We start from the raw sequence: 25,997 nt of genomic DNA, 5'->3' as shown, positions 1-25,997 counted from the left end.
GCGACATGAGCTTTTGAATCAGGAGCTGTCAGCGCCTTTCACTCATCGATTTCAAACTGTTTTATGTATGAAATCAAAGGTGAAAAAGCGCAGGCAGCTCCTGTTTTTATATCCCTGATTATTGGTTACACTTCTTTACAAATATCGGTTCTGCGCATGGCAGACCCATACCGAGTGAGGGAGAAAGACGCAATGTCAGCAGCAAGAGTCCGCGTGTTCATCGCCACGCTGGGACTGGTCTGGGCCGGTGCCCTGATGGCACAGCCAGTCTACAAATGGGTGGATGCGCAGGGGCAGACGCATTACGGCTCGCAGTTGCCTCCGCAGCAGGCGGATGCATCGCGGGTCAAGGTCTCGCCCAACGGCAGCTCGGGTGCGGGCGCGGGGCGCTTTGGCGAAGGACCTGAGACTCGCAATCCAGACGGCACCAGGAAGCTGCCCAAGGGCGCTCAGGAAATGGCCGACGGTCTGGCCCAGGGCCTGAGAAAGGTCGATGGCAAGGAAGTGGCGCTGAACTGCGCGCTGGCGGTGGACAACATCCGCAGCCAGATCGAGACCATGCTGGAAAACGGCCAGAAAAATCTCAGGGGCGGCTATATCACCCAGGCCCAGTACGACAGCTCGGCGGGCAACTTCGTGAAGCTGCGCTCGCAGGCCACGGTCAGCGACTGCAAGGCCGCCACGGGACGCTCGCGCGATATGTACCAGTGCATGACCAGCATGCACAACCACCTGGTCGGCTGCGCCGAAAAGCACAAGCCCTGAGCAGTTCAGCCGGTTCTAGAACACGTTCTCAGGTTTCGGCCCACATCCGCAACAGGTTGTGATAGTGGCCGGTCAGACTCACGGTCTCCCCGGTTTCGCCGAATTTCCCGCGCAGGCCGGTGATGGCCTGATCCATCTCGAACAGCAGGGCCCGGCGCGCGTCGTCGCGCACCATGCTCTGGGCCCAGAAAAAGGAGCAGACCCGCTCGCCGCGAGTCACGGGCTCGACCCGGTGCAGGCTGGTGGAGGGGTAGAGGATGAGATCGCCCGCAGGCAGCTTGACCTCGTGCGTGCCGTAGGTGTCGACCACGACCAGCTCGCCGCCCTCGTAGTCCTCGGGCTCGCAGAGAAACAGCGTGCAGGACACATCGGTGCGCAGCCACTGCTCGGAGCCCGCGACCCGGCGTGCCGCGCCGTCCACATGCAGGCCGTAGGTTTCGCTGTCGCTGTAGCGGTTGAACAGCGGCGGCATGGTGCGCGCGGGCAGGGCGGCGCTGAAGAACAGCGGGCTGGCTGCCAGCGCCTGCAAGATGATGCGGCCCTGCTCCTGGGCCACGGGCGAGTGCTCGGGCAGTTGCCGGTTGCGCTTGACCTGGGCGCCCTGGCTGCCCACGGTGGCGCGGCCGTCGACCCAGTCCGCGGCATCGATGGCGGCACGCATGCTGGCGACCTGCTCGCGGCTCAGGACATGGGGGATATGCAGCATCATGGTGAGAATTCTTTGAAATGGAGAAGCCCCGCTTGGGCGAGGCTGCAAGTCGGAAAGTGGATCGCTGTCGCTGAAGACGGCGCGATCCAGGCAAGAGACAGCGAGCAAGCGCCGCCGCGCAGCGAGGCTGTCGTCCCCCTCCGGCGCTCAGCGCCAGAGAGGGGGAAGGCGCGGAGCGCCTCAGGGGGAGAACTTCCAATCAGAACTTGAAGTTTGCCGTCAGACGGGCCGAGCGTGCAATGCCGGGGAAGTAGCGGTAGCCGCTCTTGTTGATGGCTGCCACATAGTCCTTGTCGAACAGATTGAAGACATTGAGCTGGATGTCCAGATTCTTGTTCACGCGGTAGCTGGCCATGGCATCGAACACCCAGTAGGCGTCCGTGTGGTTGGGCGTGCCCACGGCACCGTCGGTGCCGCGCTTGAGGCCGCCCGCATAGCGCGCGCCGCCGCCGATCGTCAGGCCGAAGGGCAGCTGGTAGGTGCTCCACAGGCTGAAGGCATTCTTGGGCGTATAGGTCAGGCCGTTGCTGGCGTCGGCTGCCACCAGGGCGCCGGTGTCGACCTTGGTGTTCTGCACGGTGTAGCCCGCGCTCACGCCCCAGGCCTTGTTGATCTGGCCGATCACGCCCAGCTCCAGGCCCTGCACGATCTTCTTGCCGGTCTGGCCCACGGTGCCGTCGGAGTTGGTGACGATCTCGTTGGTTACTTCGGTGCGGAACAGCGCGCCGCTGAGCATCAGATTCTTTTCCATCAGCTCCCATTTGCTGCCCAGCTCCAGCGTCTTGGCCTTCTGCGGGTCCATATTCGGGTTGGCGGCATTGTTCACGGCGGCCGACAGCGCAAAGTTGCTGCCGCCCGGGGGCTGCTGCGAGAGGGCGTAGTTCATGTACACGCTGCCATTGGGGGCGGGCTTGTAGAGCAGGCCTGCCTTCCAGCTCAGCAAGGTGCCGGATTTGCTTAGGCCGTCCGAGGTGGTGGGCACCACGGTGCCAACAGGTTTGCTGCCGCAGGGCTGGGTGGTCGAGGTGGCCGTGCAGACCGCCATGGCGTTGTACGAGGTCTTGTAGCGGTCCAGGCGCAGGCCCAGATTGGCTTGCCACTGGTCGTTGAACTTCAGCGTGTCGAAGGCATACAGGGCCACGGTGTCGGTCTTGCCCTTGCTGTCGGCGCCGTTGCGTACATAGGCAGGCAGTGTGACGCTGGCGTCGGGGTTGTACACGCTGACCCGGCTGGGTACCGAGCCCGAGGCGGCCAGGCCGTAATTGGTCTGTTCCTCGCGTGTCAGCTCCAGGCCCAGGCTCAGATCATGCAGCACGCTGCCGGTGGCAAGGCTGGTGCTCAGATTGGTCTGATTGGTCAGGATGCGGTTGACCTGATCCTTGGTGTTGATGAGGCGCGCCATCGACCATGTGGATGGATCGGCGGGGTTGGGAGTCTGCAGACCATTGCTGCCGAGCACGCCGCCCACAGAATATCCCTGGCCCATGATGGCCGAGAGCAGATAGTCCTGCTTGGTCTCGCCCCAGCGCGTGGTGTTGCGCAGCTTGGTGGTGGATGTGAAGTCATGCTCCACCTTCAGCGTGGCCATGGTGGCCGTCACATCGTCGTGATCGGAGGCCGTGCCGTAGAAGTTCTTGCTGTTGACGCGTGCTGCCGAATCCAGAAAGGCGCGGCGGCCTGCATAGCCTGCAGCGTCGGGCGAGGTGTAGCCGGGCAGGCCGATGGTGGCAACGCCGCCGTCGGGCACATTGCTCTGCTTGATGTGCAGCAGGTTCACGAACACGCGGGTGGGCGAATTCAGGCCGAAGGCAATCGAAGGTGCAATGCCCCAGCGGTTGTTTTCGATGCCGTTGCGGCCCGCCACATTGGCGTCCTGCGCCATGGCGTTCAGGCGCACGGCCGTGCCGGTCTCGGCATTGACGACGCGGTTCAGGTCGATGCTGGCGCGTTTGTAGCTGGCCGAGCCCAGGCCCAGCGAGCCACCGAAGCTGTTGTTCAGATTGGCCTGCTTGCTCACCAGGTTGATGGCGCCGGTGGGCGCGCTGCGGCCGTAGTCCGTGCCGGCCGGGCCCTTGGTGACTTCGACCTGGTCGATGTTGAACATATCGCGCGAGATCGAGCCGATGTCGCGCACGCCGTCCACATAGATGCTGCTGGAGCTGTCGAAGCCGCGCATATAGACGGCGTCGCCCGTGCTGGTGTTGCCGTTCTCGCCTGCGTAGAAGGTGCCGGCGCCGGGCACATTGCGCAGCGCCTCGGTCAGCGTGGTGGCGCCTTGCTCCTGCAGCAGCTGCTCCTTGATGACGTTGACGGTCTGGGTGGTGTTGACCAGCGGCTGGGTGAATTTGGGCGAGGACAGCTGGCCCGGTGTGTAGCCGGTGTCGGCATTGCCTTCCACCTTGACTTCCTTGAGTGCGGTTTCCGCAGACTGGGCCAGAGCCGGCAGTGCCAGGGTGGCACCGGCCAGCACGGTGGCGCAGGCGACCAGGCCGGCGGAGGAAGGCAAGCGGCCTGCGGAATGCTTGCGGCTTTGGATATAGATGTTGGATTGAGCCATGTTGAAAGGACTAGGAGTGAAGACAGATGGCTGGCTGGTACGGGCTGTCTGCACTTGTGATGCGACCGCAGACACGGGTGGCGTCCGGGCGAAGTCCTGGCTGGCTAAAGCGTACTCGGGTACGAATTCATTGAATGATAATGATTCTTAATAAAACTTTGCGAAAATTTACGGAGAATCATGTCTGGCGTTGTTGCACAGCAACATGGTCGGGGTAGGCGGGCACTCGCTTCACTTCGGATATGAGAGCTACTGCCGCCTTTCCTATATGCATTTCAAGGTGCTAGAGCATTGAAATCATGGAGCAGCATGCGCTGGCTGCTTCCTTTTTTGAAAGTCTTTACGGTCGCGTCGCCTGGGCGCTGTCCCTGGCCTGCAGCAGCAGCCCATGCAGCAAGCCCTGCTGGGCTTCGGGAAAGTCGCTGAGCAGCTCGGTGGCTATCTGCTCGCGCCGGTGTCTGAGCTGATCGAACAACTGCTGTCCCCGGGCGCTGAGCTGCAGGCAGCGCACGCGCTTGTCGGCTTCGCTGGCCGAGCGCTCCAGCCAGCCCTTGTCCTGCAACTGGGCCAGGGTACGCGCCATCTGGGCCTTGTCGGTGTGGCTGTGCTCGACCAGTTCCTTTTGCGTGATGCCGGGGTGGCGACCGGTGTGCATGAGGATGCGGAATTCGTTGAAGGTCAGCCCCGGTTGCACTGCTTCAAGCGACTCAAGCAGGCGCGCGCGAAACAGGTGCAGCAGATCGTGCAGCACTTCAAACACATCGGCGGCGATGGATGAACTCATGGTGGGAAAGGTTGTTTGTTGACTTAGTCAACTTATTAAGGGATATTTGGTGGACTTTATCAACTTAATGAAAATCATGTCCAACAACGAGACAGTGTCCATCATGCAGCGTGTACGCCACGAATTCCGCTCCCGCCATGTGCAGCTGCTGGCGCGCGAGCAGCTCAGCCCCGGCTTTATCCGCCTGACCCTGGGCGGCCCCGAACTGGCAGGCTTTGTCAGCGCGGGCTTTGACGACCACACCAAGCTCATCCTGCCTCAGGCCGGGATGGATAGGCCCAATCTGCCGCAGATGGTCGACGGTCGCCCGCACATAGCCGGCGAGCGCCCCACCATGCGCGACTACACGCCGCTGAACTACGACGCCGCCCGCAACACGCTGCAGCTGGAGTTCGCCGAGCATGGTTCTGGCCCCGCCGTGGAATGGGCGCGCACAGCCCCCATCGGTCAGTGGCTGGGTCTGGCCGGCCCGCGCGGCAGCCTGGTCGTGCCCGCCGATCTGGACTGGCATGTGCTGCTGGGCGATGAAAGCGCCATGCCCGCCATGGAGCGCCGCCTGGCGGAATTGCCGGCCGGCAGCCGCGCCATCGTGCGGGTGCAGATCGGCAACCCGGCAGACCAGCGCCGCTGGAGCAGCGCTGCTGCGCTGGACCTGCAGTGGGTGAGTTCGCTGGCCGATGCGGTGGATGCGCTGGAACTGCCCGAAGGAGACGGCTTTGTCTGGGCGGCGGGCGAGAATCGTGCCATGGCCGATCTGCGCAAGCGCATTCTGGCCAAGTCCGGTGCCAATCCCAAGCGCATGCGGATTGCGTCCTACTGGAAGCAGGGCGAGGCCGCCCACCACGAGGAACTGAGCGCGAATGACTGAGGAGGCAACCGCCTTCCTGATCCGCAGTCCTGGGACGCCGAGCACTCGATGCTCTTCCTGCCGCCATCGAGCGTCACTGATCGTGCGTCATCCGACCCGCGTCAGCGGTTGAGCAGGATGGGAGTACCGGCTGCATCGCGCCGCAGCTCGGCCGCGCCGCTGGCCACCAGGCTCTCGATCAGGCTGTCCAGCCATTGCTGTGCCGTTTGGGCATCGAAGTAGTTTTGGTGCAGGGTGCCGAAATAGGGGGTGGCATGAACCCAGTTCTTCAGCTCTTGCACCCTGATGCTTTGCCACTCCAGCAGCTTGTATTTGAGCAGCACCTTGGCGGCATAGCTGGCATGGCGCTCCGGTGCCTGTACAAAGCTGGCCAGCCGCTTGCGGGCAATGCCCAGAGCCGCCTGCACATCGCCAAACAAGCCGCCGTGTCCGGGCACGACAAGGCGGGGCTCCAGGCGCTCGATCACGTCCAGGGTGGCGGTGACTTCGTCAAAGGCGGCAATGCCCTCGATCTCGGGGAAGACCACGCCAAAGCCGTTTTCCCATAGTGCATCGGCAGAGATCAGGATGCGGCTGTCGGGCTCGAACAGAATCACCGAATGCGGATCATGGCCGGGGGCTGCATGGATCTGCCAGTCGCGGCCCGACAGGCGCACCGTGCTGCCGGCCTGCAGCAGACCGGTGATGGCAAAGCGCGGGCATTCCTGGCCCGTGGGGGCATAGCTGAGGGCGGCCTCGTCCCAGTTGCGTACCTGTTCGGCCTGACCCGGAGGGATCAAGGTCTGCACCTGTGGATAAGCCTGCTGCAGTGCGGCATTGCCGCCGCAATGGTCGCTGTGCAGATGGGTGTTGAGAATGCGCGTCAGCGGCTGACCTGCCAGTGTGCTTTCGATCAGCGCCAGGGTTTGCGCGCTATGCGTGACATAGCCGGTATCGATGACGGCAGCGCCTTCGGCATCGCCGGCCTGCGCGGCAAAGACGATGTTGTTGGCCGACAGCCAGCCGCGCTCCAGCACGGTCATGCCGGGTGGCAGTGGGACATGCATTGCCGGGGATGCATTCATCGAACTGGTCTCCTGTGCGGTGCTTTGTGTTTTGCTCAAGCCTAGCAGGCCGCTCATCATGCAGCTGTCGCGCGGACGGGCTGCTCAGTGCTGATCAGTGCGATTCGGCCGAAGACAGGATGTTGCGGCGAATCACCACGGGTTTGCCGCCAAAGCGTTGCTTGGACAGCCAGTGCGCCAGGGCCGAATCGAGATGCGTAGCGTGGCCGGGAAACCAGTCCACCAGGGCTTTGGTCAGATCGCGGCAGAGCGCGACATTGCCTTCGGCGAGCTTGACGCGGACTTCCGCCACGGACTTGAGCACGGCCGCATGCTCGTCGATATGGCAATCGCGTGGAGGAAAGCCGGTGCTCAGCATCCACTGGTCCTCTTCGGCAAAGTGGTGCTGCAGATGGGCCTCCATGGTTTGGAGCAATCCGGGCAACTGCTCGTCGCTGGCGCATTCGAGCCGGCCCGCCAGTTGCACGAACTCCTCGTGAATCTCGTCCATGGCGCCATGGCCCATCAGCAGTGCGTCGCTCCAGGCCAGGGTGGGTGTCTCTCTCATAGTGATCTTCTTGTTGTCAGGCGGGGCCCGCTGCAGAAGAACCATTATGCAATGGGCCGCTAAATGTGGCCGGCCAAAGAAAAAGCCTCCTGGGACTTTGTCTCAAGAGGCTTTGTCTGGTGCGTGATACATGGATCGAACATGTGACCCCTGCCGTGTGAAGGCAGTGCTCTACCGCTGAGCTAATCACGCAATAACTGGTGGGTGATACATGGATCGAACATGTGACCCCTGCCGTGTGAAGGCAGTGCTCTACCGCTGAGCTAATCACCCGAAGACCGCAATTCTAGCAGCAACTTTGGAGACCTTCGGGAAAACTCGTAAATTTTCTGAAAAAACTCAGTTCGACCGCAGCTCGCGCCTCAGGATCTTGCCCACATTGGTCTTGGGCAGCTCGTCGCGGAACTCGATATAGCGTGGCCGTTTGTAGCCTGTCAGCTGCTCCTGGCAGTAGCGCATGACCCGGTCTTCCGTCAGCGAGGGGTCGCTGCGCACCACATAGACCTTGATGGATTCGCCCTGCTGATCGTCCTTGACGCCCACGGCTGCGCATTCGAGCACGCCGGGGCACATGGAGATGACGTTTTCCAGCTCGTTTGGGTAGACGTTGAAGCCGCTGACCACCATCATGTCCTTTTTGCGGTCGATGATGCGGGTGTAGCCCTCGTCGTCCAGCACGCCGATATCGCCGGTACGCATATAGCCGTCGGCCGTGAAGGCCTTGGCGGTCTCTGCCGGCTGGTTGTAGTAGCTGTGCATGACGTTGGGGCCCTTGATGCACAGCTCGCCGGCCTGGCCGTTGGGCAGGTTGCGGCCTTCCTCGTCCTTGATGGCGACCGAGATGCCGGGTAGAGGCAGGCCTATGGTGCCTGTGAACTCCTTGTTGGTCACGGGATTGTTCGTGCCTATGGCACAAGTCTCGCTCATGCCCCAGCCTTCGATCATGGCGCAGCCCGTGGTCTGCTGCCACTGACGCGCCGTGCCTTCGGACGCCGCCATGCCGCCGGCCTGGGAGATGAACAGCTGCGAGAAATCGAGCTGGCGGAAATCCGGGTTGTTGAGCAGCGCATTGAACAAGGTGTTCACGGCAGGCAGCACATGGAAGGGCCGCTTCTTGAGCACCTTCACAAATTTCGGGATATCGCGCGGGTTGGGGATCAGGCTCAGGCTGCCTCCCAGTCGCATGGCGAACAGACTCACGGTGAGCGCGAAGATGTGATAGAGCGGCAAGGCCGCAACAATGTGGGTCTCATTGGCCTTGACCCTGCCTTCCAGCGCAGGGGTGAACCAGGTATGGGCCTGCAGCGTGGCGGCGACGATATTGCGATGGGTCAGTACTGCCCCCTTGGACAGGCCTGTTGTGCCGCCCGTGTATTGCAGAAAGGCAATCGAGTCCAGCGTGGCCGTGCTGGGGATGAGCTTGCGTCCAGCGCCCTCGGTCAGCGCCTTGCTGAACTGGGTGACCTGGCGCTGCTGGCTGCCTGCGCCTGAATCCGAGCCAAGGGGCAGGTCAAAGGCCGGCACCATCTTGGCCAGGTGGCGCACGGCAAAGGTGATCCAGTTTCCATACAGGCCGCCAAGCAGATCGCCCATGCCGGTCAGGCAGATATGACGGATATGGCTGCGCTCCAGCACCTGGGCCAGGGTGTGGGCAAAGTTCTCCAGGATGATGATGGCCGTGGCCCCCGAGTCCTTGAGCTGATGCTCGAGCTCGCGCGCGGTGTAGAGCGGGTTGACGTTGACGCAGGTAAAGCCTGCGCGCAGCACGCCGGCCATGCTGACGGCGAACTGCGGCACATTGGGCAGCATGATGGCCACGCGTGCCCCTGGCTCCAGGCCCAGGCTCTGCAGCCAGGCCCCCATCTGTGCGGATAGCTTGTCCAGCTCGGCATAGCTCATCCAGCGGTCCATGCAGACCGAAAACGGACGCTCTGCATGCTGGGAAAAGGCTTCCTCGAGCAGGTGTACCAGCGAGCGGTACTGCTCGGGCTGTACATCGTGCGGCACATTGGGCGGATAGTTCTTGAACCAGGGAGCGGCAGCGTCCATAGAAGAGGTACCTTGCATAAGCCGCACGTCGTCCTGGGAAGCGGGCGGCGGGTTGAACAAAGAAGGCCAGCGTGCAAAACCTGCGCTGCGGCTGATTCTGCGGATGCGCTCTGTCAGGGTCTACGGGGGCTTGTCCTAGGCGTTGAACGACATGCTTGCTACGCTGCGCGTTAGGAGGTGCCGCTTTGAATACCTGGTTCTGGCGCTGTGTGGTGATGGGTAGCTGGCTGGCGCTGCTGCTCTGGTGCAGCTATTGGTGGTCGCGCTCAGTTGCTGTGGCACTGCTGGGCGCGGGCCTGATTGCGAGCGGGGCCGGGCTGCAACTGGGCACGCAGATGCTGATGATGCGTGCGGTGCTGCGCCGCCGTGGATTGCCGCTGCCGCCCGCCATGGTCGTGCTGCGGGCCTGGCTGTCGGAGTGGCGCTGGGCCTGGCGGCTGTTCGGCTGGCAGATTCCTTTTGGCGAACATGCAGAGCCCGATGGAGCGCCTGAGGATCGAGAGGGCGAGCAGGTGCAAGGACAGGTGGGCGTGGTACTGGTGCACGGCTATTTCTGCAACCGTGGCGTGTGGGCCGTCTGGCTGCGCAGGCTCAAGGCACGCGGCATTCCCTGCATGGCCATGACGCTGGAGCCTGCGCATGGCAGTCCTGTCGATGCCATGGTGGACGATCTCGACAGATGCGTGAAGGAGATTGTCCAGCGCACGCATCGCGCGCCGCTTCTGGTCGCGCACAGCATGGGCGGTCTGGTGGTGCGGGCCTGGCTCAAGCGCCTGGATGCCGACGAGCGTGCGCGCCATGCAGCCCATGTGGTCACCGTGGCCACGCCGCATGGCGGCGCCTGGCTGGCCCGGTTTGCGCAGCGCCTGCCGGCCGTGGACATGCGCGAGGGAAGCGACTGGCTGCAACAACTGGGGCCGCCGCCCGAGGATGTGTCATTCAGCTGCTGGTGCAGCAGCAGCGACAACATCGTCTTCCCCTCCGAACTTGCTATCTTGCCGAATGCGCAATGTCATCAGGTCGACGATGCAGCGCATATGCAACTGCTGTTTGATCCTCGGGTCTGGCAGCACTGCCTGCAGTTGCAGGCGCAACTGCAGGGGCGACCGCCGGCGCGGCAGCGGCAGCATCAGGTTGCCGAGGGGAGGGCCTCAGCAGCCGATGCGGGTGCGCGGGCCTGCGGGTCCTGAATCAGGTGGATGTCGGTGGCGGAAACCAGGGCAATCTTCTGCTCGGCGCAGCGCTGCAGCAGGCCGAACAGCAGATCGCTGCGCGTGCTGTAGACATTGCGCGAGCTGGAGACATGGCCGAAGCTGGTGATGTTGACCACGCTGCCATTGATGGAGTCCACATACATTGAAGGGGCCGGGGTGCTCAGCACGGCCTCATGCTCGGCATAGAGGCCCAGCAGCACCTCGCGCAGCTTGACGATATCGGTGTTCAGCGGCACCGAGAACGCGATCGAGATGCGGCCCAGCGCGCCATCCATGGTCAGGTTCTGCACGGACTTGGTGATGAACTCCGAATTGGGCACGATGACGGTGGATTTGTCATCGGTCTGAATCTCGGTGGCGCGCACGCTGATGCGGCGGATGTCGCCGACCTGATCGCCGATGCGCACGCGGTCCCCCAGCTTCACGGGACGCTCGGCCAGCAGAATCAGGCCCGAGACAAAGTTCTGCGTGATGGCCTGAAGACCGAAGCCGATGCCGACGGACAAGGCGCTGGCCAGCAGCGCCACTTTTTCGAAGCCTATGCCCAGGGCCGCCAGTGTCCACAGGCCGGACAGCAAAATGCCCATGTAGCGGGCCACGGTGCTGATGGAGTTGCGTGCGCCTATATCCAGCTCGGTCTTGGGCAGAAAGGTCTCGACCAGCCAGTGCTGCAAGGCACCAAACAGCGTCAGCCCCGCCACCAGCACCAGCAGGCCGCGCAGAATCGTCATGGGACGCAGGAAGGAGTCGCCCACGGGCAGGCCGTTGGTCAGCGTATCGGCCAGCACGATCAGGCTGCTGGAGTTGCCGAAGGGAGCGATCAGCGCCATCAGCCCCAGCAGCAACAGACAGACACGCGTGAAGGCCGACAGCAGCACGCCGACCTGCTCCAGGCGCGAAGGCCTGAGCCCCGTGCCGGCAGCGAAGCCCTGGCCGATACGGCTCTCGTTGGAGCACAGCCAGGTAAAGAGGTCGTCGGCAAACTTCATCAGCAGCGAGGTCGCCAGAACCACCACGGTGATCCAGACCATTTGCGTGGCTGCGAATACCGAGAAGTTCAGATAGCCGATCAGCGCTGCGATGAGCGCGGCCAGCACCGTCAGATGCCCGCCCAGCCAGGCCAGCATCAGCCAGCGGCTGGTTGTCGCAGGCCGGTAATCGTCACCATGGTGAGCGGCTTTCTCACGCTCGGCCAGTTGCTGGCGCTTGCGTTGCTTGTTGATGACCATCAGCACCGACATGATGAGCAAGGCATAGACGAGCGCAATCAGTCCGTCCAGGGCCACGCTGCTGACGGCGCTGGTGCGTGCGGCAATGTCCACCGCGTTGAGCATCATGGAGAACCAGGTCAGACCGGCGGCTCCCCAGGCAAAGCGTGTGAGCGCAGGGGCGGCGATGTCGTCGATGTTGAGCAGTCGCCAGGTCGGACGCTTGGGCACCAGCAGGCAGGCGCTGACGGAGAGGAAGAAGGCGGCGACAAATGAGGATTGAATCCAGGCATCGGCCACGGTCTGCAGGCGCGGTGCAATCGCGTCTATGGAGCGCAGGCTCTCGATGAATACCAGACTGGCCAGGCCGGGCAGTGCCGTGCCCACTACCAGCATCCAGACGGCCAGACCCGTGCGGCGCAACCGCCCGTTGGGCGCGCGTTCGGAGGCCGCAAATTTGCGGCCCGCATAGCGCAGGCCGATGCGCAGCGGAAACATCACAAACAGTGCCAGGGCGATGCCGGTCAGCGTCGCCGACCAGCCATGTTCGGCAATGGCTGCAGTAAAGCTGATACGGCCCTGGCGTGCCAGGGCTGCAATGCGTTGCAGGTCAGTCGGCAGATGCTCGGCAAACTGCTTCCACAGCGAAGGCGACAGCGGCGATGCCACTTTGCGGGCTATCTGTGCGTTGAACTGCTGGGTGCGGATCTTCTCGATGCTGTCCGTGGTCTGCTTGGCCTCCATGGACAACAGCTTGCCGCGCTTGAGCGCGGAGTCCAGCTCGCTGTGCTGCTGCGCCAGATCCTTGCGCTGCAGGCTCAGTTCGGGGGATTCCTCGCTGCCTTCGGCCACCGGCCCCAGCTGGGCAATGCGAGCGTCGAGCTGCTTGAGCAGCGGCTCCAGCGCCGTGACGGCATTGTCGGCATCTCGTTTGGACTGCAGGGCTTTTTCGGACAGTGCCTGCAGCGTCTCGGAGGTGTCGGCGTCATCGAGCGACTGGCGTACCTTGTCCAGGGTGTTCGATGCTTGTTGAATCTGGGCGATGGACGTGGTCTGGATATCGCCATTGGCGGGCAGCTCGGCCGCTACGGCCAGACCTATGCAAAGTTGGAGCGCTAAAAGCCAGCGCAGCAGTTGGTTGCAGCGGTATTGCATTGTGAAGAAGTGAGTGGGCGGCAGTTTGCCTCTGGCGCTCACTATAGGTGCAATGCTGCGGTCAGGGTTTCAGGTCGCAGCCAAGTCATGCAGGGCTTGCAGCCTGGATATTCTGCGTTGATTGCTATTGAAAATGGAGCTTTATGCGCTTTCCGGAAAAGGACATGAGCCGAATTTCCATCTGAAAATTCGGCTCTTGACCTCGTGCTTGCCGGGGCCCGTTCCGGTATACATCCGCTGACTAAATCAGCTGTTCGCCGGGCAGCAGCTCCTTGGCACCAATGGTGGGCAGCTGACGCAGCTGCTCGTACAGAGGCGCAAAGTCGGCATCGGCCAGGTTCAGCAGGTGGGGCATGTCGTCAATCACGAAATAGGTCTGCTGATAGGTGTCGATCTTGTAGAGCGTGCGCATGGTGCGCTCCAGCTGCAGCGGCAGACGATGCGGCTGCGGGCTGTTGACGCTGTACTCCAGCTCGCCCACGGAGCTGAGAATGCCTGCGCCATAGGCGCGCACACCGCCGCTCTCACGGATCAGACCGAATTCCACCGTGTACCAGTACAGGCGCGACAGCATCTCGCAGGCGCCGAGCTCGGCGGCCTTGAGGCCGCCCTTTCCGTAGGCCTGGATGAAATCGGCCATGACGGGGTTGAACAGCAGCGGCACATGGCCGAAGAGATCGTGAAAGATGTCGGGCTCGACGATGTATTCGAACTCTTCGGGCTTGCGTATCCAGTCCGTGACCGGGAATTTGCGCTGGGCCAGCAGCGAGAAGAACGGTACCTCGGGAATCAGACCCGGAACGCCGACGATCTCCCATCCCGTGGCCTTGAACAGTCGCTCGTTGACTTCCTCGAAGCGCGGAATGCGTTCCTTTGCGCCCAGCGACGGCAGGGCGTCGATGAAATGCTGGCTGGCGCGGCCCGGCAGCAGCGCGGATTGGCGCTCGTAGAGGCGGTGGTAGGTGTCATGCTCGGCCTCGGTATAGGCGGCATAGTCCTGTGTGCAGGTGTAGTCGGCATGGGCACGCGTGTAGTCGCCGCGTGGCGGGCGATCGGACTGGCCATAGACGACGGGGGCCGCGCCGATGCCGCCGGTCATGGCGGTGTTGTTCTGGATGCTGTTCATAGGGCACTCCCTGAGATGAGGGGTCGCGAAGGCTGCAGCCAGAGCTCGTGGCCGGGGCGCAGCAGGGAAAAGGAGATGCGAGCCGGGCGTTGGCTCAGTGCATCTGTATCTGGGCGCGCTTGACGAGCTGGCCGTAGCGCGCATGCTCGGCCTGCACCAGACGGGCAAAGTCCTGCAGACGCAGGTCGTCGCGCACCACGCCCATGGCGTCGAAGTACTGCTGTATATCGGGCCTTTGCAGCGTCTGGGCAAAAGCCTCCGACCAGCGCTTGGCCTGGCTGTCCGTGATGCCGGCAGTGGCAAAGATGCCGAACCAGGTGGTCAGATTCATGCCCTTGATGCTGTCGTCCAGGCTGGGCACTTCCGGCAGAGCCGGCAGCGGCGAGCGCCAGGTCACGCCAATGGCCTTGAGCCTGCCGGCCCGCAGATGAGGCAGGGCCGATGCGATGTTGTCGAACATCAGATCGGCCGTGCCCTCGAGAAGGGCCGACAGAGCCGGTCTGGCCCCGCCAAACGGCAGATGCTGCAACGGAACCTGGGTCAGCGACTGGAACCACTGGCCCGCGATGTGACCGATGCTGCCGTTGCCCGCCGAGGCATAGCGCAGAGGCTGCCGGTGCTTGGACATGAAGCGCAGCAAATCTTCCGGTGTGTAGATGCGCCACTGCATGGCCAGTTCGCTGCGCATGACCAGCACATGGGGCATGCGGGCCACGAGTGTCAGCGGCTGAAAGTCGCGCAGCGGATCGTAGGGCAACTGGGGGTTGAGCCAGGGCAGGATGGCATGTGTGGCCACGGCGCCCATCAGCAGCATGGGATCGCGCGCTCCCGCTCTGGCCACCATGGCTGCACCCGTGGCACCACCGTCTCCTGCGACATTGAGCACATTGATATTGCCCAGGACCGTGGTTTCCTGCGTCAGCTTGCGCGCCGCCCGATCCAGCGGCCCGCCCGCAGCATAGGGCACTACCAGCGAGAGTTCGTTGCGGCTGCGGCTGGTATTCGCTGGCAGGGCGCTCGCATCCCTGGCAGCATGCGCGCTGTCCGCGATCAGAGAGGTCGCTGAGGCCACTGCCAGGGACATGGCCTGGCGGCGGGAAAGGCGCCAGGTGTCGGCAGGCGCGTCCATCCCCGGCGATCTGCAGTCCTCTGGGGCTGTAGCGGGTGGCTGATGTGGTCGCGACACTGGATCCTTCCGGGCGTTGAAGCTGGCTGCAACGCCTCACGCCAGGCGTGGATGCGGCAGTGCAGCATGACGGGAAGTATAGGGACGGAAATCGGCTGCCACATAGTCCGTTCGATGGAGTGGTAACCATTGGTATCTTTTTGATGTATTGCGTAGCGCCGGAGCCCACGCCGGCCATCCTGCAAGCGAGCAGATGAGGCGGGTGCAGGCCGAGGTGGCGCATGGCAGGCTCTTCGTTGATGTGGCTCAGGTCTTGAGCACGCCGCGGCGCATCTGGTCGAGTTCCATGGTCTCGAACAAGGCCTTGAAATTGCCCTCGCCAAAGCCGCTATTGCCCTTGCGCTGGATGAACTCGAAGAAGATCGGGCCCAGCTGGTTTTCGCTGAAGATCTGCAGCAGCAGCTCGCCGGGCTGGCCGTCCACCAGGATGTTGCGCGCCAGCAGCTCGGAAATGGGCTCCTGCAGCTCGGGGATGCGCTTGGGCAGCAGCTCGTAATAGGTCTCGCTGGTATTCAGCAGCTTGATGCCGTTCATCTGCAGACCATCCACGGTGTCATAGAGATTGGTCGAGCCCAGCGCGATGTGCTGTATGCCTTCGCCGTGGTACATGTCCAGATATTCCTGAATCTGGCCAGCCTTGTCGTTGCCTTCCTCGTTGATGGGAATGCGGATCTTGCCGCAGGGGCTGGTCATGGCCTTGCTCTTGACGCCTGTGGCCTGGCCTTCGATGTCGAAGTAGCGAATCTCGCGGAAGTTGAAGATGCGCTCGTAGAACTCGGCCAGCTCGGCCATGCGGCCGCGGTAGACGTTGTTGGTCAGGTGGTCGATATAGGTCAGGCCCAGGCCCTCGGGGTGCAGGTCGGCACCGGGCAGAGGCTCGAAGTCCACATCGAAGAAGCTGATATTGCCCAGGTCACCGTCCTTGGCGCCATTCTTGCCGCGCCACTTGTCGATGAAATAGATCAGGGAGTCGCCAATGCCCTTGATGGCGGGAATGCTCAGTTCGCCGGGGGCCGCCTGCTGGGCATAGCCCCAGGCGCCCAGCGAAGTGGCGCGCTCATAGGCGTACTTGGCGTCGTTGACGCGGATGGCGATGGCGCAGACGCTGGGGCCGTGCAGACGCGCGAAGCGCTGGGCAAAGCTGTCTGGCTCTGCATTGATGATGAAGTTGATCTCGCCCTGACGATACAGGGTCACGTTCTTGCGACGGTGCTTGGCGATGGCCTGAAAGCCCATGCGCTCGAACAACTGACCCATGGCCACGGGGTCGGGGGCCGCGTATTCGACGAACTCGAAGCCGTCCGTGCCCATGGGGTTGTCCCAGGTCTGGAACTGGCTGGCGTTGCTTTGGGTCAGCGGGGCGTTCATGGCAGAGGTCTCCATCGGGTAGGGGTGCAACACATGAAGAACAGGTGTCGACGATGGATGCACTGTAGGACAGGGCGCGGACAAGCTTCATGCAAAAATGCCTTGGCTGCAAACAGCTCATTGCATGAAAATTGCGTAAAAAATTGATTTCGTGCAATTTAAATGGTTATCAAGGGTTAACCATTAATAAAAACTGCGCTGTTTTTATAATCTGCCGCCATGAGTTCCATGCACACCATCGACAAACTGGATAAGGCGATTTTGCGCCGTTTGCAGGCCAATGGCCGAGAAACTTATGACGTCATCGGGGAACAGGTTGGGCTGTCGCCCAGCGCCGTGCTGCGCCGTGTCAAGCGGCTGGAGGAAAACGGTGTCATCGACCGCTATGTGGCTCTGGTGCAGCCCGAGACCGTGGGCCTGGGGCTGACAGCCTATATCAATGTGCGTCTGGAAAAATACACCGAAACCAGCAAGCGCAATCCCATGGATGTGTTCCGCGCCAGCGTGCAGACCTGGCCCGAGGTGGTGGAGTGCGTCTCCCTCACTGGCGAGATGGATTATCTGCTGCGGGTGGTGGTGGCGGACATGCAGCATTACAGTCGTTTCATCATGGACACGCTGCTCAAACACCCCAGTGTGCAGGATTGCAAAACCAGCTTTGTCATGGACCGGGTCAAGGTCACGACGGCGGTGCCGCTCTAGGCCTTCGTAGAGGTCCTTCATTCGGACCATGACCTAGCCGGAAACAGACGCTAAGGTGTTGAATTAGCGGAAAATCCTTACAGGATTGTTGCAATGCAACATGTGGCTTGTGAAACCTCGGGTTTTTACCTATATTTCAGGCTATGAACCTCCCCAAAGACTGGTTGACATCGCCCTGGCAGGCCGGCTCCGGCTGGCTGCGAGACATGGGCAAGTCCCATGGCGCCGAGCGTCGCTCGCCGTCCTTGGTCCCCATCCGTTCGCTGAGCCCGCGCCACCGGGACCGCATCACCAAGCATCTGCTCAAGCTGGATGCGCGTGATCGCTATCTGCGCTTTGGCTATGCGGCCAACGACGAGCAGGTGCGCCGCTATGTCGAGCAGCTCGATTTCGAGCGCGACGATATCTTCGGCATCTTCAACCGCCGCCTGGAATTGATCTCCATGGCGCATCTGGCCTTTGCCGGCCACCCCGAGCATGAGAAATGCGCAGAATTTGGCGTTTCCGTGCTCAAGAGTGCGCGCGGCAAGGGACTGGGGGCACGTCTGTTTGCACGTGCAGTGCTGCATGCGCGCAGCAAGAACGTGAGCATGATGTTCATCCATGCGCTGTCCGAGAACACGGCCATGCTCAAGATTGCGCGCAATGCGGGTGCCACGGTCAAGCGAGAAGGTTCGGAATCCGAAGCCTATCTGGAGCTGCCGCCTGCCGACTTCGAGACCCATGTCAGCGACCTGGTGACCGAGCATCTGGGCGAGATGGACTATCAGCTCAAGAAGCAGGCCGTCAATTTCTGGGCTTTCCTGGCCGGTGTGCAGGAAGTGCGCAAGGGCGTGCAGGAAGGCCGGCACAAATCAGGCGAGTAAGTCGTCTGGTGAAGCCGGCAAGGCTGCAGCCCAATAAAGACAAGCGCAAGCAGATATCAAAAGAGCTTTGACTGAGTGTGCTCGGTGACAGCCGCTCATGGCTTTTGTGAGCTAGCAAGCCGTCTGTCAACACAATCCGTTATTCTTGGTGACTTGTTCGACTACCGCACGTCCTGCACTCCAAGACAGTGTCTGACCCCCATCCTGCGCGACTTCCCGAGAAGGAAGACAAGCGAAGCTTCCTGCAAAAGGTGGCTGAGTTCATCCATCCAGCACCGGAGTCTCCCGATGAACTGATCGAAACCCTGGCCGAAGCCGAAGACAATCAGGTCATCGGCACCGAGTCGCGTGTCATGCTGGAGCGCGTGATTCGCATGGCCGACATGAGCGCCGGAGAAGTCATGGTGGCCGCGCCACGCATGGATCTCATCAATATCGACGCTCCGTATGAAGAAATCCTGCACCAGGTTCTGACCACGGCGCATTCGCGCTTTCCGGTCTACCAGGGCGAGCGCGAGAACATCATTGGCATTCTCATGGCCAAGGATTTGCTCAAGCTGCAGCGCTCTCCCACCCTGAACATTCGTGCTCTGGTGCGCCCTGCCGTCTTCGTGCCCGAGAGCAAGGGCCTGAACGACCTGCTGCGTGAGTTCCGCGCCAATCGCAATCATCTGGCCGTCGTCATCGACGAGTTTGGCCGTGTGGCCGGCCTGGTGACGATTGAAGATGTGCTGGAGGAAATCGTCGGCGAGATCGAGGACGAGTTCGACATCCCCGAGGACGAGGGCGATATCTTTGCTCTGGCCGACAACAGCTATCGTGTTGCGGGCGATGCCAGCATCGAGCATGTGAGCGAGGAGTTCGAGACTTCGCTGCATGCCAGCGACCCCGATGCCGAGTTCGATACCATTGGTGGACTGATTGCCCATGAAATCGGCCATGTGCCCAAGCGCGGCGAGCAGATTCATCTGGGCGGGCTGGAGTTCACCGTGCTCCATACCAAGGGCGGCGCGGTGCGCTGGTTCAAGGTGGTGCGCGATCCTTCGTCAGACAGCTTGGTTCGCAACTGATCGCGACCTGCGCAAATTCGGGGCAGGCCTGGTGTGATGCCGGTGGAAATACTGGTTGTGCCTCTTGGTTTTCACAAGTCTTGGCGATACTTCGTATGCTTGAATTCACCCAACCGCCCGGTTGGGTGTTTTGTTAGTGCCTGCTGATTCCTATGACCAACACTGCCTCTACCGTTCAGACCGCTGCTGCCAGGCCTAAAGGCTGGATGAGCTGGCTTTTGATGCTGATTGCAGGCGGACTGCAGGCCTTCTCTCTGGCCTGGCCCTGGGCTCGCGGCCAGGGCGACGGCTGGCTGAGCTTGGTCGGAGGCTATGGCCGTCCGCTGTGGTGGCTGCAGATCCTGTCGCTGGCGGTGCTGGTTCATGCGCTGCTGGCTGCCCGTACCGCCGCTCAGGCGGCGGGCCGGGCCTGGCTGTTCGGCACGGCCTGGCTGGCGGCCACTTTCTGGTGGCTCTTCATCTCCATGCACACCTATGGCGGATTGGCGGCGCCATTGGCGGTGGCCGCCGTGTTGGCGCTGGCGGGCTTTCTGGGCGGCTATTACGCCGTGGCTGCATGGTGTTTCAAGCGTTTGGCAAAGGCGCCGGATGCATTGTCGGCGATGGTCTTTGCTGCACTATGGACGCTGGCCGAGCTGGCGCGTGGCTGGCTCTGGACCGGTTTCCCCTGGGGGGCAGGCGGCTATGCCCATGTGGAAGGCCCGCTGGCCGTGCTGCCGCGCTGGATTGGCGTCTACGGAGCGGGGTTTGTGGCGGCCTGGGCTGCAGCCTGGCTGGCGCTGCTGGTCTGGCGCATGCAGAGCAGATCGGCATTGCTGAAATTCAAGCAGGCCCTTGCATCTGCGGTGGCACTGGGTCTGGTCTGGGGCGGGCTGTGGTGGTCGCGTGATGCTGCCATTGAAGCACCTGGTCAGCAGCCCGGCATGAGCGTGGAGCTGCTGCAGGGCAATATTCCTCAGGATGAGAAGTTTGAAATGGGCTCGGGCGTGGTGGTGGCACTGCGCTGGTATGCCCAGCAGTTGCATGACGCCAGCGCCCAGTTGGTGGTGGCGCCCGAGACAGCGATTCCACTGCTGCCCCAGCAGCTTCCTGAAGGCTATCTGGACTTTGTGCGCGCACCGTTTGTCGCCAAGGAATCCCGCCGTGCGGCTCTGGTGGGCCTTCCGCTGGGCAACTGGGACCAGGGATTTACCAATACGGTCGAAGGTTGGTTGCCAGGGCAGGCTCAGGCATATCAGTACGACAAGCACCATCTGGTGCCGTTTGGCGAGTTCATTCCACCCATGTTCCGCTGGTTCACCGAGCTCATGGATATTCCGCTGGGCGACTTCAATCGCGGCGCACTGGGCCAGCCTTCCATGAGCTGGGCGGGCGAGCGCCTGTCACCCAATATCTGCTACGAGGATTTGTTCGGCGAAGAGCTGGCGGCCCATTTCGGCAATGCGGCGACGGCACCCACGGTGCTGGTCAATCTGAGTAATATCGGCTGGTTTGGCGACTCCGTGGCCATCGATCAGCATTTGTCCATCAGCCGCATGCGCGCGCTGGAGTTCGAGCGTCCCATGTTGCGCGCAACGAACACCGGAGCCACAGTGGTGATCGATCACAAAGGGCAAGTGGTGAAAGCACTGGCACCTTTCGAACGTGCAGTGTTGCAGGGCCGGGTGCAGGGGCGCGACGGGCTGACACCTTATGCGCGCTGGGTACATGCCTTGGGCCTGCTGCCTTTGACGCTGTTGTGCCTGGCGCTTTGTGCGCTGGCCTGGCGGTCCTCGAAAAGGCCGGGGAAGGCGTAGTGGCGCGCACGGAATAAGCCACGTCGGCATCAGCGGCTGTGGCATTTGTGGCAGAGTCTTGGGCCTGAAAACGGGTATTGTGTCCCGGGTAGGGGCGCGAGCCTTGATAATCCCAGGTTGTACCGCCCGCAGTGGGCGCGCGCAGCGGGCGCGGGTCCCGTCACCCAAAATACAGAGTAACAGGTAGCTTGCACAGGCTGCCGCGGAGCAATTGAGAGAATGGCTGAATCTTTTTCCTACGAACAACTGATCGCGTCCGGCGAAGGCAAGCTGTTTGGTGCCGATAGCGGACGTCTGCCCCTGCCTCCCATGTTGATGTTCGATCGCATCACACATATCTCCGAGGACGGCGGTGCCCACGGTCTGGGCAAGATTGTTGCGGAACTGGACGTCAAGCCCGATCTGTGGTTCTTTGATTGCCACTTTCAGGGCGACCCCGTCATGCCCGGTTGCCTGGGCCTGGACGCCATGTGGCAGTTGATCGGCTTTTACCTGACCTGGCTGCGTCTGCCAGGTCGCGGTCGAGCCCTGGGTGCGGGTGAAGTCAAGTTCACCGGTGAAGTGGGTCCCGATGTCAAACTCGTGACATATGAAATTGATATCAAGCGAGTGATCAAGCGCAAGCTGAACATGGCCATCGGCGACGCACGCCTGCTGGCCGACGGCAAGGAAATTTACGTGGCCAATGACCTGCGCGTGGGTCTGTTCCTGCGTGAAGGTGATGCCAAGGGAACGGCAGCATGAGCAAGAAGCGGGTAGTGATCACCGGCGCGGGCATTGTCTCGTGCATCGGCAATGACCTGGCAACGGTGGAGGCCTCGCTGCGCGAGGGCAAGAGCGGCATCAAGGCCATGCCCCAGTTCACGGAGCTGGGCATGCGCTCGCAGGTGGCAGGCATTCCCGAGATCGATATCGAGGCGCGTATCGACCGCAAGCAGTTGCGCTTCATGGGCGATGCTGCGGCTTATTCGCAGATCGCTCTCGAAGACGCGATCAGGCAAGCCGGTCTCACGCCCGAACAGGTGAGCAACCCGCGCACCGGTCTGATCATGGGCTCGGGCGGAGGCTCGCCGGCCAATCAGATCGAGGCAGCCGATACGCTGCGTGAAAAAGGTATTCGCCGCGTGGGCCCTTACCAGGTCACACGCTGCATGAGCTCCACGGTGTCGGCTTGCCTGGCAACCAACTTCAAGGTCAAGGGCATCAACTACTCCATCACCTCGGCCTGCTCCACCTCGGCCCACTGCATCGGTGCAGCAGCCCAGCAGATTGCCTGGGGCATGCAGGATGTGATGTTTGCCGGCGGTGGCGAAGAGCTGTCCTGGGGCATGTCGCTGCTGTTCGACGGCATGGGTGCCATGTCCAGCAAGTACAACGAGACGCCCGAAAAGGCATCGCGTGCCTACGATGCCAACCGTGACGGCTTCGTGATCGCCGGCGGCGGCGGTGCGGTGGTGCTGGAAAGCCTGGAGCACGCGCTGGCGCGTGGTGCCAACATCCTGGCCGAAGTGGTGGGCTTCGGTGCCACCAGCGACGGCGAAGACATGGTCGCTCCCTCGGGCGACGGCGCAATCGCCTGCATGAAGCAGGCCATGGAAACCGTGGATGCGCCCATCGACTACATCAACACCCACGGCACATCGACCCCTGTGGGCGATATGCAGGAAGTGCGTGCCATGCGCGAGCTGTTCGGTGACCAGGTACCTCCGTTTTCGTCCACCAAGTCGCTGACCGGCCATTCGCTGGGCGCGACCGGTGTGCAGGAAGCAATTTACTGCCTGATCATGCTGAACAAGGGCTTTATCGCCGGCTCGGTGAACGTGGACACGCCTGACCCGCTGCTGGGCAATATGCCTCTGGTCACCCAGACCCGCGATGCCGAGCTCAAGACCGTGCTGTCCAACAGCTTTGGCTTTGGCGGCACCAATGCCTCCCTGGTGCTCAAGCGCTGGGAAGGGCAGTAAGCGCCGGAGTCTTGGATCGCGAGCCCGCTTGGCCTTGAGGTAAGCGGGCTTTTTTCTGTCGTCGACTACTGTCTCCCCCATGAAGATCGCAATTCTTGACCGTGATGGCACCCTGAACCAGTGGGGCGCTCAAGGCTTCATTGGCCGGCCCGATGAATGGGTTGCTGTCCCCAGTGCGCTGGAGGCCGTTTCGCGCCTGAACCGTGCCGGCTGGCATGTGGTGGTCGCCACCAATCAACCTGGGCTGGGTCGCGGGCTGTTCGATGTGATCGAGCTCAACGCCGTGCACGCCAAGATGCATAGGGAGATGGCTGCAGTCGGCGCGCGGGTGGAGGCAGTGTTTTTTTGCCCGCACGCTCCCGATGAAGACTGCCAGTGCCGTAAACCAGGCGTAGCGTTGTTCGAGCAGATTGCCGATCGCTACGGTGCGGAAGGCCATGAAATCTGGGCCATTGGCAGCGGCGTCGAGCATTTGCAGGCGGGCAAGGCTCTGGGCGCCCACCTGGTGTTTGTGGAGTCCACCGCCAGGCCCGAGTGCAGCAGCGACGCCGACCTGCCTGAAGGCAGCGAGCGCTATCCAGATCTGGAGGCCGTGGTGAATATGCTGCTGCCGCTGGGAGGCGGTGAGGATGCTCAACCCCTGGATTCGGCGCCTGCCCCGCATTGAGCCCGGGTTTCAGGTCAAAATAGACTCAACTGCAGGAAAGAGCGGCGCAAGCTGCTATGTTTCTTGTTGATAACCGTGCCAAATCAATGGGCCAGGCTTCAGGTCTGTGCTCACGTCATTCGATTGCTGTCATGTCCCTGATTCGCTCCGTCCTCCACATGTTGTGGATGGCTATTACCGTCATTCCCTACACTATCGCGGTGCTGCTGGCCAAGTGGACCAGCGGCTCATCGGCCAAGGCATACAGCGCTGCCCGCGCCTGGCTCAAGCTCTCGGTGGACAGCGCCCGCGTGATCATGGGGGTCCGGTATCAGGTGCAGGGCATGGAGAACCTGCCTGCGGACCCGAGTCAGGGGGTGGTGCTGCTGGTCAAGCACCAGTCCACGTACGAGACCTTTCTCATGCCTGCCATCATGCCGCGCCCGCTGGCCTATGTGTTCAAGAAGGAGCTGCTGAAGGTGCCATTCTTCGGCTGGTCCATCGGTGCACTGGACATGATCCACATCGACCGAGCCCAGCGCTCGCGCGCCTTTCACAAGGTGGTGGAGCAAGGCAAGCGCCTGCTCGATCAAGGCATCTGGGTCATCATGTTTCCCGAGGGGACACGTGTGAATCGCGGAGAGGTGGGCGAGTACAAGACCGGCGCCACCCGTCTGGCCATCATGACGGGGGCGCCCGTGGTGCCGATTGCTGTTACCTCGGCCAAGTGCTGGCCGCGCAAGGCCTTCATCAAAAGGCCCGGCGTGGTGGATGTTTCCATAGGCAAGCCCATTTCTTCGGTGGGCCGCAAGCATGACGAGCTGATGGTCGAGGTCGAGGCCTGGATCGAGTCCGAAATGCAGCGCCTGGACCCCGAGGCCTACCGCAAATAAGGCAAAACTGCCCATGTCCACAGGCGATAGCTTGCAGCAAGCTTGGCAATGGCTGGTGCCGCCTGTGGTGGGGGATAGGCAGGGCGGGTTGGTGCCGCGCAAGCGCCGGCCCAGCGGCCCTGAAGCCATTGAACGGCGTTTGGATCAATCCGAGCTGGAATTTGAGAATAGTCGGCCTGTAGCGCCCGTCAGTATTTCGGTGGGCGCTATTGATTCTGAAGAGGACGAGCTGCCTGCAGAGCCCGCACTTCTGGTACATCCAGAAGCCAGCCACAGCGCCCGCTTGCAAGGGTGTGAGGTGGCTTATCTGCTGCGCCGTTCGGCGCGCCGCAGCATCGGCTTCAGCGTAGGGCAGCAAGGGCTTGAAGTCACCGCTCCGCAATGGGTGGCCATGTGCGAGATCGAATCAGCGCTGCAGACCAAGGCCGGCTGGATTGTGCGCAAGCTGCAGGAAGCCGGACAGCGACAGCAGATCAAGCAGGAAGCGCGCATTCTCTGGCAGGATGGAGGCGTGCTGGACTATCTGGGGCAGCCCATGACCTTGCGGCTGACAGGAGGGGCATCACCTCCGTTGGCTACTCGCCAGACGCATCGAGAGCAGGGGATCGATGGGTCGCAAAGTCTGCATCTTCCCCTGCCGCCGCAGGCACCGGCAGCCCAGGTGCGCGCTGCCGTTCAGGCCTGGATACTGCGCGAGGCACGCAGCTATTTCACGGCCCGCATGCTGCACTTTGCCGCACTCATGGGCGTGCGCTGGAATGCGCTGCGCCTGACAAGTGCCAGCACGCGCTGGGGCAGTGCCAACAGCAGCGGGATCATTCGTCTGAACTGGCGGTTGATGCAGCACAGCCCGCAAATCATCGACTATGTGGTGGTGCATGAGCTTGCCCATCTGCATCATATGGATCACAGCCCGCAGTTCTGGGCTGTGGTGGCTCAGGTGCTGCCCGACTGGAAGCACTTGCGCAGAGCATTGAGAGACAGGCCTTTGCCGGTTTGGGAATAGCGGCAATGATCGAGACTAGGAATGAAATGAGCAATACAACCCAAATCCAACCCGCTGCCGGCTATGCTGGCGATGTGCCGGCGGAGCTGGCCTGGCAATGGCTGCAGGCTGGTGAAGCGGTTCTGGTCGATGTGCGCACCGATGCCGAGCGCGAGTGGGTGGGCAAGGTGCCAGGCGCTGTTGCCGTGGCCTGGAAGCAGTGGCCCGGCATGGCTGCCAACCAGAACTTTGACGCCGAGTTGCGAGCAGCGGTACCCGAGGGCAAGAAAGTGGTGCTGCTATGCCGCAGCGGTGTGCGTTCTGTTGCTGCAGCCCAGCGTGCTGCGGGCCTGGGAATCGAGGCCTACAACATTCTTGAAGGTTTTGAGGGCGACGTTGATGCCAACGGCCAACGAGGCCTGTTGGGTGGCTGGCGCAAGCGCGGCCTGCCCTGGCATCAGTAATGCGCAGGGCT

Annotated in this window: 23 protein-coding genes and 2 tRNA genes; 13 read left to right on the top strand and 12 right to left on the bottom strand. The window is 62.2% G+C overall.

What is annotated here, in order from left to right; genetic code table 11:
* Positions 1–192: 192 nt before the first annotated feature.
* Positions 193–765 (top strand): DUF4124 domain-containing protein, encoded by a 573-nt coding sequence (locus F0P97_RS24490; protein WP_182284687.1) that lies wholly within the window; start codon positions 193–195, stop codon positions 763–765.
* 28 nt (positions 766–793) lie between these two features.
* On the opposite strand, the gene F0P97_RS24485 is transcribed toward F0P97_RS24490, so the two are convergent.
* From F0P97_RS24485 to F0P97_RS24475, 3 genes are all read right to left on the bottom strand, one after another.
* On the bottom strand, positions 794–1,474 hold the full coding sequence (locus F0P97_RS24485) for a Fe2+-dependent dioxygenase (protein WP_182284686.1): 681 nt from the start codon (positions 1,472–1,474) through the stop codon (positions 794–796).
* A gap of 199 nt (positions 1,475–1,673) precedes the next feature.
* A complete protein-coding gene (locus F0P97_RS24480; RefSeq protein WP_182284685.1) occupies positions 1,674–4,031 on the bottom strand; it encodes a catecholate siderophore receptor Fiu in 2,358 nt (785 codons plus the stop codon).
* A gap of 340 nt (positions 4,032–4,371) precedes the next feature.
* Positions 4,372–4,815 carry a MarR family winged helix-turn-helix transcriptional regulator gene (locus F0P97_RS24475; protein ID WP_039050073.1) on the bottom strand — a complete coding sequence of 148 codons (444 nt, stop codon included), beginning with the start codon at positions 4,813–4,815 and terminating at the stop codon, positions 4,372–4,374.
* Between the two features lie 67 nt (positions 4,816–4,882).
* Between F0P97_RS24475 and F0P97_RS24470 the strand changes: the two genes are divergently transcribed.
* Positions 4,883–5,683 (top strand): siderophore-interacting protein, encoded by an 801-nt coding sequence (locus F0P97_RS24470; protein ID WP_182284684.1) that lies wholly within the window; start codon positions 4,883–4,885, stop codon positions 5,681–5,683.
* Positions 5,684–5,784: 101 nt separating this feature from the next.
* Here the strand turns inward: F0P97_RS24470 and F0P97_RS24465 are convergent, their stop codons facing one another.
* From F0P97_RS24465 to F0P97_RS24445, 5 genes are all read right to left on the bottom strand, one after another.
* Positions 5,785–6,747, bottom strand: a complete 963-nt coding sequence (locus F0P97_RS24465) for an MBL fold metallo-hydrolase (RefSeq protein ID WP_182284683.1) — start codon at positions 6,745–6,747, stop codon at positions 5,785–5,787.
* A 94-nt stretch (positions 6,748–6,841) separates the two neighbouring features.
* On the bottom strand, positions 6,842–7,294 hold the full coding sequence (locus F0P97_RS24460; protein ID WP_182284682.1) for a bacteriohemerythrin: 453 nt from the start codon (positions 7,292–7,294) through the stop codon (positions 6,842–6,844).
* A gap of 117 nt (positions 7,295–7,411) precedes the next feature.
* Positions 7,412–7,486 (bottom strand) — tRNA-Val (locus F0P97_RS24455).
* A gap of 6 nt (positions 7,487–7,492) precedes the next feature.
* Positions 7,493–7,567: transfer RNA gene (locus F0P97_RS24450), tRNA-Val, on the bottom strand.
* 66 nt (positions 7,568–7,633) lie between these two features.
* Positions 7,634–9,343 carry an AMP-binding protein gene (locus F0P97_RS24445; protein WP_182284681.1) on the bottom strand — a complete coding sequence of 570 codons (1,710 nt, stop codon included), beginning with the start codon at positions 9,341–9,343 and terminating at the stop codon, positions 7,634–7,636.
* A 185-nt stretch (positions 9,344–9,528) separates the two neighbouring features.
* Between F0P97_RS24445 and F0P97_RS24440 the strand changes: the two genes are divergently transcribed.
* Positions 9,529–10,533 carry an esterase/lipase family protein gene (locus tag F0P97_RS24440; protein ID WP_182284680.1) on the top strand — a complete coding sequence of 335 codons (1,005 nt, stop codon included), beginning with the start codon at positions 9,529–9,531 and terminating at the stop codon, positions 10,531–10,533.
* Here the strand turns inward: F0P97_RS24440 and F0P97_RS24435 are convergent.
* The 4 genes from F0P97_RS24435 to hppD form a co-directional block, all read right to left on the bottom strand.
* A complete protein-coding gene (locus F0P97_RS24435; protein ID WP_182284679.1) occupies positions 10,473–12,920 on the bottom strand; it encodes a DUF3772 domain-containing protein in 2,448 nt (815 codons plus the stop codon). The genes F0P97_RS24440 and F0P97_RS24435 overlap by 61 nt on opposite strands.
* Positions 12,921–13,161: 241 nt before the next feature.
* On the bottom strand, positions 13,162–14,046 hold the full coding sequence (gene phhA / locus F0P97_RS24430; protein WP_182284678.1) for a phenylalanine 4-monooxygenase: 885 nt from the start codon (positions 14,044–14,046) through the stop codon (positions 13,162–13,164).
* A gap of 94 nt (positions 14,047–14,140) precedes the next feature.
* Positions 14,141–15,175, bottom strand: coding sequence for a Bug family tripartite tricarboxylate transporter substrate binding protein (locus F0P97_RS24425; RefSeq protein WP_182284677.1), 1,035 nt, complete (start codon positions 15,173–15,175; stop codon positions 14,141–14,143).
* Between the two features lie 303 nt (positions 15,176–15,478).
* Positions 15,479–16,600 carry a 4-hydroxyphenylpyruvate dioxygenase gene (hppD, locus tag F0P97_RS24420; RefSeq protein ID WP_182284676.1) on the bottom strand — a complete coding sequence of 374 codons (1,122 nt, stop codon included), beginning with the start codon at positions 16,598–16,600 and terminating at the stop codon, positions 15,479–15,481.
* Between the two features lie 219 nt (positions 16,601–16,819).
* Here hppD and F0P97_RS24415 point away from each other — a divergent pair, with 219 nt between their 5' ends.
* The 10 genes from F0P97_RS24415 to F0P97_RS24370 all read left to right on the top strand — a co-directional run bounded on the left by F0P97_RS24415 (position 16,820) and on the right by F0P97_RS24370 (position 25,986).
* Positions 16,820–17,302, top strand: coding sequence for an Lrp/AsnC family transcriptional regulator (locus tag F0P97_RS24415; RefSeq protein ID WP_034354614.1), 483 nt, complete (start codon positions 16,820–16,822; stop codon positions 17,300–17,302).
* Positions 17,303–17,445: 143 nt separating this feature from the next.
* Positions 17,446–18,168 carry a GNAT family N-acetyltransferase gene (locus F0P97_RS24410; RefSeq protein ID WP_182284675.1) on the top strand — a complete coding sequence of 241 codons (723 nt, stop codon included), beginning with the start codon at positions 17,446–17,448 and terminating at the stop codon, positions 18,166–18,168.
* Positions 18,169–18,356: 188 nt separating this feature from the next.
* Positions 18,357–19,238: an HlyC/CorC family transporter gene (locus tag F0P97_RS24405; RefSeq protein ID WP_182284674.1), complete on the top strand. Its 882-nt coding sequence runs from the start codon at positions 18,357–18,359 to the stop codon at positions 19,236–19,238.
* Positions 19,239–19,444: 206 nt separating this feature from the next.
* Positions 19,445–21,034, top strand: a complete 1,590-nt coding sequence (gene lnt, locus F0P97_RS24400) for an apolipoprotein N-acyltransferase (protein WP_420093916.1) — start codon at positions 19,445–19,447, stop codon at positions 21,032–21,034.
* A 219-nt stretch (positions 21,035–21,253) separates the two neighbouring features.
* On the top strand, positions 21,254–21,778 hold the full coding sequence (gene fabA / locus F0P97_RS24395; protein ID WP_003068017.1) for a bifunctional 3-hydroxydecanoyl-ACP dehydratase/trans-2-decenoyl-ACP isomerase: 525 nt from the start codon (positions 21,254–21,256) through the stop codon (positions 21,776–21,778).
* The gene (gene fabB, locus F0P97_RS24390) at positions 21,775–22,998 is read left to right on the top strand and encodes a beta-ketoacyl-ACP synthase I (protein WP_182284672.1); all 1,224 of its coding nucleotides are present in this window, start codon (positions 21,775–21,777) and stop codon (positions 22,996–22,998) included. Before fabA ends, fabB begins: the two co-directional genes overlap by 4 nt.
* Before the next feature lie 79 nt (positions 22,999–23,077).
* Positions 23,078–23,665, top strand: a complete 588-nt coding sequence (locus F0P97_RS24385) for a D-glycero-alpha-D-manno-heptose-1,7-bisphosphate 7-phosphatase (protein WP_182284671.1) — start codon at positions 23,078–23,080, stop codon at positions 23,663–23,665.
* Positions 23,666–23,796: 131 nt separating this feature from the next.
* A complete protein-coding gene (locus F0P97_RS24380; protein ID WP_182284670.1) occupies positions 23,797–24,537 on the top strand; it encodes a lysophospholipid acyltransferase family protein in 741 nt (246 codons plus the stop codon).
* Positions 24,538–24,550: 13 nt separating this feature from the next.
* Entirely contained in the window at positions 24,551–25,543 is a 993-nt protein-coding gene (locus F0P97_RS24375; protein ID WP_182284669.1) for a M48 family metallopeptidase, read from the top strand.
* 26 nt (positions 25,544–25,569) lie between these two features.
* Positions 25,570–25,986: a rhodanese-like domain-containing protein gene (locus F0P97_RS24370; RefSeq protein WP_182284668.1), complete on the top strand. Its 417-nt coding sequence runs from the start codon at positions 25,570–25,572 to the stop codon at positions 25,984–25,986.
* Positions 25,987–25,997 lie beyond the last annotated feature (11 nt).

Source organism: Comamonas testosteroni, assembly GCF_014076415.1.
In the GTDB taxonomy this organism is placed as follows: Bacteria; Pseudomonadota; Gammaproteobacteria; order Burkholderiales; family Burkholderiaceae_C; genus Comamonas; species Comamonas testosteroni_F.
Note: the sequence above shows the minus strand (reverse complement) of the source record. Positions and strands in the feature narration are given on the sequence as shown.